The following is a 4,984-nucleotide window of genomic DNA, read 5'->3' on the forward strand; positions in this document are numbered from 1 at the left end:
CCTGTTTACGCTTGGCTCGCTGTTTTGCGCCGGGTCCAGCACACTCAACGAGCTGGTGATGGCGCGCGTCTTACAAGGCGTTGGCGGTGCGATGATGGTGCCGGTCGGCAGGCTAACGGTGATGAAAATCGTCCCGCGTGAGCAATATATGGCGGCGATGACGTTTGTCACATTGCCCGGTCAGATTGGCCCGCTACTGGGACCGGCATTAGGCGGTATTCTGGTTGAGTACGCCTCCTGGCACTGGATATTTTTGATTAACATTCCGGTTGGTATTGTCGGCGCGATAGCGACGTTAATGCTGATGCCCAACTACACCATGCAAACCCGACGCTTCGATCTCTCCGGATTTGCGATGCTGGCAGTCGGCATGGCGGTACTGACGCTGGCACTTGATGGCAGTAAAGGAATCGGCATCTCCAGTATCTCGCTGGCAGCGTTGGTTATCTGCGGAGTGCTGGCTATTGCGCTGTATCTGAAACACGCCCATCGTAATCCACGCGCGCTGTTCAGCCTGAATCTGTTTCGCACACCGACCTTCTCGCTGGGTCTTTTCGGCAGTTTTGCCGGACGCATCGGTAGCGGTATGCTGCCGTTTATGACGCCGGTGTTTTTACAAATAGGCCTCGGTTTTTCGCCCTTTCATGCCGGGCTGATGATGATCCCGATGGTGCTCGGCAGTATGGGCATGAAGCGCATTGTGGTGCAGGTCGTTAATCGCTTTGGCTACCGTCGCGTACTGGTCGCTACAACGCTTGGCCTGTCGCTGGTCAGTCTGCTGCTGATGACCACCGCGCTGCTCGGCTGGTATTACGCCCTGCCCTTCGTACTGTTCTTACAGGGAATGGTCAACTCAACGCGCTTTTCATCCATGAACACCCTGACGTTAAAAGACCTGCCTGACGATCTCGCCAGCAGTGGTAACAGCCTGCTGTCAATGATCATGCAGCTGTCGATGAGTATCGGGGTGACCATCGCGGGGCTGCTGCTAGGTATGTTCGGTCAGCAGCATAGCGTCATCGACAGCGGAAGTACGCATACCGTCTTTATGTATACCTGGCTGTGCATCGCATTCATTATCGCGCTGCCCGCCATTATTTTTGCCCGCGTGCCGAACGACACGCAAACCAACGCGGTGATTTCACGGCGCAAAAGGAGCACCTGATGAAGTTCTGGCGGCCCGGTATCACCGGCAAACTGTTTCTGGCGATTTTCGCCACCTGCATCGTGTTGCTGATCAGCATGCACTGGGCCGTACGCATAAGCTTCGAACGCGGTTTTATTGACTATATCAAGCACGGTAACGAACAGCGGCTGCAAATGCTCAGCGACGCATTAAGCGAGCAGTATGAACAGCACGGCAACTGGCGATTCTTACGCAATAACGATCGGTTTGTTTTTCAGATCCTGCGCTCTTTTGAACACGACAACGACGATGATAAACCCGGCCCCGGCATGCCGCCGCACGGCTGGCGTACGCAGTTTTGGGTTGTCGACCAAAATGCCCGCGTGCTGGTCGGTCCGCGTGCTCCGGTCCCCCGTGACGGTATGCGCCATCCGATCCGCGTCAACGGTAGCGAAGTCGGTGCCGTGATTGCCTCTCCCGTGGAACGCTTAACGCGCAATACGGATATCAATTTCGACATGCAGCAAAGACGTTCCAGTTGGCTCATCGTCGCGCTCTCCACGATCCTGGCGGCGCTGGCAACGTTTACGCTGGCGCGCAGCCTGCTGGCCCCGGTCAAGCGGTTAGTGGAAGGCACGCACAAACTGGCGGCTGGCGATTTCACCACTCGCGTTGCACCGACCAGTACGGATGAACTGGGCAAGCTGGCGCAGGACTTCAACCAGCTTGCCAGTACGCTGGAAAAAAACCAGCAGATGCGGCGTGACTTTATGGCCGATATTTCTCACGAACTGCGTACGCCGTTGGCGGTGTTGCGCGGTGAACTGGAAGCCATTCAGGATGGCGTACGCCAGTTCACCCCTGACTCCGTTGCCTCTTTGCAAGCTGAAGTGGGTACGCTCACCAAGCTGGTGGACGATCTGCATCAGCTCTCCATGTCCGATGAAGGCGCGCTGGCCTACCAGAAAACATCGCTGGATCTCATCCCCCTGTTGGAAGTGGCAAGTGGCGCATTTCGTGAACGCTTTGCCAGCCGTGGACTGACGATACAACTTTCACTCCCGGACAGCATGACGGTATTTGGCGACAGGGATCGTCTGATGCAGTTGTTCAACAATCTGTTGGAAAACAGTCTGCGCTACACCGACAGCGGCGGCGGACTGCACATCAGCGCCGAACAACGCGAGCGTATGGTTTTATTAACCTTCGCTGATTCCGCTCCCGGCGTAAGTGACGACCAGTTACAGAAGCTGTTTGAACGATTTTATCGCACCGAAGGCTCGCGTAACCGTGCCAGCGGTGGTTCCGGGCTGGGGCTGGCAATTTGCGTCAATATCGTACAGGCGCATAATGGTCTGATTCGCGCCGCCCATTCGCCTTTTGGCGGGGTTAGCATTACAGTAACATTACCGCTGGAACGCGATTTACAGAGAGATGTATGACTGAGTTACCCATTGATGAAAACACGCCGCGTATTCTGATCGTGGAAGACGAGCCCAAGCTGGGGCAACTGCTTATCGACTACCTGCGCGCGGCAAGCTACGCTCCTACGCTCATCAGCCACGGCGATCTGGTTCTTCCTTACGTGCGTCAGACGCCGCCCGACCTGATCTTGTTGGATCTGATGCTGCCTGGTACCGACGGCCTGACTCTGTGCCGGGAAATCCGCCGATTCTCTGAAGTCCCCATCATGATGGTAACCGCCAAGATAGAAGAAATTGATCGCCTGCTGGGGCTGGAGATCGGTGCGGATGATTATATTTGCAAACCCTACAGCCCGCGTGAAGTTGTTGCTCGCGTGAAGACGATTCTGCGCCGTTGCAAGCCGCAGCGCGAACTGCAACAGATGGATGCTGACAGCCCGTTGATCGTCGATGAAGGTCGTTTTCAGGCGTCCTGGCGTGGGAAAATGCTCGACTTAACGCCTGCTGAATTTCGCTTACTCAAAACGTTGTCGCATGAACCGGGAAAAGTGTTCTCCCGTGAACAGTTGCTCAATCATCTCTATGACGATTACCGTGTCGTTACCGACCGAACCATCGACAGCCATATCAAGAACCTGCGACGCAAGCTGGAATCGCTGGATGCGGAGCAGTCGTTTATCCGCGCGGTCTATGGCGTAGGGTATCGCTGGGAAGCCGACGCCTGTCGGATTGCGTAAACACTCCCGTCCTGCAGGACTCCGCGGCTTCGTGGAGTTCTGTTGACTAGCAACTCTCCAAATATCGCTCATACTCTTTGTGGCAACACTGTCGTCAATAACTGTTTGATATAAAACTTTAATCAAGGAGTTCATATGGCTGGTTGGTTTGAATTAAGCAAGAGTAGCGATGATCAGTACCGCTTTGTTCTTAAGGCTGGAAACGGGGAAACTATCCTTACCAGTGAGCTTTACACGACAAAAGGCGCGGCAGAAAAAGGGATCGCATCTGTCCAGGCTAACAGCCCTCTGGCCGAGCGTTACGAGAAAAAAACGGCAGCTAATGGCAAATTGCATTTCAATCTGAAAGCAGCAAACCACCAGATTATTGGTAGCAGTCAACTATATGCGAATGAACAGTCGCGCGAGACCGGTATTGCTTCAGTTAAGACCAATGGTGTAACTCAGACGATAAAAGATAAAACCTGATAATGACTCGCTCAGCCGGGTAACGCCACGCTGTCGCCCGGCGTTTTTCTTTACCTGTCTTCCCCACAGCGCTACAATGCCCGCCCTTAATATGGGGGCACTCCCCTAACCGCCTCATTGAGTGAGGCGAGTCTGACCTGTCATCAGAACGAGAAAATTATGTTTAAACCGGAACTCCTTTCCCCGGCGGGAACGCTGAAAAACATGCGTTACGCTTTCGCCTATGGCGCAGACGCTGTATATGCGGGCCAACCGCGTTACTCACTGCGCGTACGCAACAACGAATTCAATCACGAAAACCTGCAGCTAGGCATTAATGAAGCCCATGAACTGGGTAAAAAATTCTATGTGGTGGTTAATATTGCCCCGCATAACGCCAAGCTGAAGACCTTCATTCGTGACCTGAAACCGGTGGTGGAAATGGGACCGGATGCACTGATCATGTCCGACCCCGGTCTGATTATGCTGGTGCGCGAAAACTTCCCTGACATGGACATTCACCTTTCAGTACAGGCTAACGCCGTAAACTGGGCGACGGTGAAATTCTGGAAGCAGATGGGATTGACCCGTGTGATCCTGTCCCGCGAACTGTCGTTGGAAGAAATTGAAGAAATCCGCACCCAGGTGCCGGATATGGAAATTGAGATCTTTGTTCACGGCGCGCTGTGCATGGCTTACTCCGGCCGCTGCCTGCTCTCTGGCTACATCAACAAGCGTGACCCAAATCAGGGTACCTGTACCAATGCCTGCCGCTGGGAATACAACGTGCAGGAAGGCAAAGAAGACGTGGTGGGCAATATCGTGCATAAGTACGAGCCTATCCCGGTACAAAATGTTGAGCCGACGCTGGGTATTGGCGCGCCGACTGACAAAGTCTTTATGATCGAAGAAGCCCAACGTCCGGGTGAGTACATGACCGCGTTTGAAGACGAACACGGCACTTACATCATGAACTCGAAGGATTTACGTGCCATTGCCCACGTTGAGCGCCTGACTCAGATGGGCGTGCATTCGCTGAAAATTGAAGGCCGTACTAAATCATACTATTACTGTGCACGTACCGCGCAGGTTTATCGCAAGGCCATTGATGATGCCGCTGCCGGTAAACCGTTCGACCCGCAACTGCTGGAAACGCTGGAAGGTCTGGCGCATCGCGGTTACACCGAGGGGTTCCTGCGCCGCCATACGCATGACGACTATCAGAACTACGAATACGGCTTCTCTGTTTC

The 4,984-nt window shown here is 54.1% G+C and carries 5 protein-coding genes; all 5 read left to right on the plus strand.

Annotated elements, in window-relative coordinates; translation table 11 throughout:
• Positions 1–1,165, plus strand: a 1,165-nt coding sequence (gene mdtD / locus FDW87_RS06460; RefSeq protein WP_252363047.1) for a multidrug transporter subunit MdtD, incomplete at its 5' end; no start/stop codon positions are given.
• Positions 1,165–2,568 carry a two-component system sensor histidine kinase BaeS gene (gene baeS / locus FDW87_RS06465; protein WP_016153606.1) on the plus strand — a complete coding sequence of 468 codons (1,404 nt, stop codon included), beginning with the start codon at positions 1,165–1,167 and terminating at the stop codon, positions 2,566–2,568. The genes mdtD and baeS, both read left to right, overlap by 1 nt.
• Positions 2,565–3,287 (plus strand): two-component system response regulator BaeR, encoded by a 723-nt coding sequence (baeR, locus tag FDW87_RS06470; RefSeq protein ID WP_019077149.1) that lies wholly within the window; start codon positions 2,565–2,567, stop codon positions 3,285–3,287. Before baeS ends, baeR begins: the two co-directional genes overlap by 4 nt.
• Before the next feature lie 135 nt (positions 3,288–3,422).
• Entirely contained in the window at positions 3,423–3,755 is a 333-nt protein-coding gene (locus FDW87_RS06475; protein WP_019077150.1) for a YegP family protein, read from the plus strand.
• A gap of 159 nt (positions 3,756–3,914) precedes the next feature.
• On the plus strand, positions 3,915–4,984 hold a 1,070-nt coding region (yegQ, locus tag FDW87_RS06480), incomplete at its 3' end, for a tRNA 5-hydroxyuridine modification protein YegQ (RefSeq protein WP_252363048.1).

It is taken from the genome of Citrobacter sp. wls826, from assembly GCF_005281245.1.
In the GTDB taxonomy this organism is placed as follows: domain Bacteria; phylum Pseudomonadota; class Gammaproteobacteria; order Enterobacterales; family Enterobacteriaceae; genus Citrobacter; species Citrobacter braakii.

Excerpts from the sequence above, each read along its gene's own strand:
- baeS (WP_016153606.1), top strand. The coding sequence starts at position 1,165 with ATGAAGTTCTGGCGGCCCGGTATCACCGGCAAACTGTTTCTGGCGATT.
- baeR (WP_019077149.1), top strand. The coding sequence starts at position 2,565 with ATGACTGAGTTACCCATTGATGAAAACACGCCGCGTATTCTGATCGTG.
- FDW87_RS06475 (WP_019077150.1), top strand. The coding sequence starts at position 3,423 with ATGGCTGGTTGGTTTGAATTAAGCAAGAGTAGCGATGATCAGTACCGC.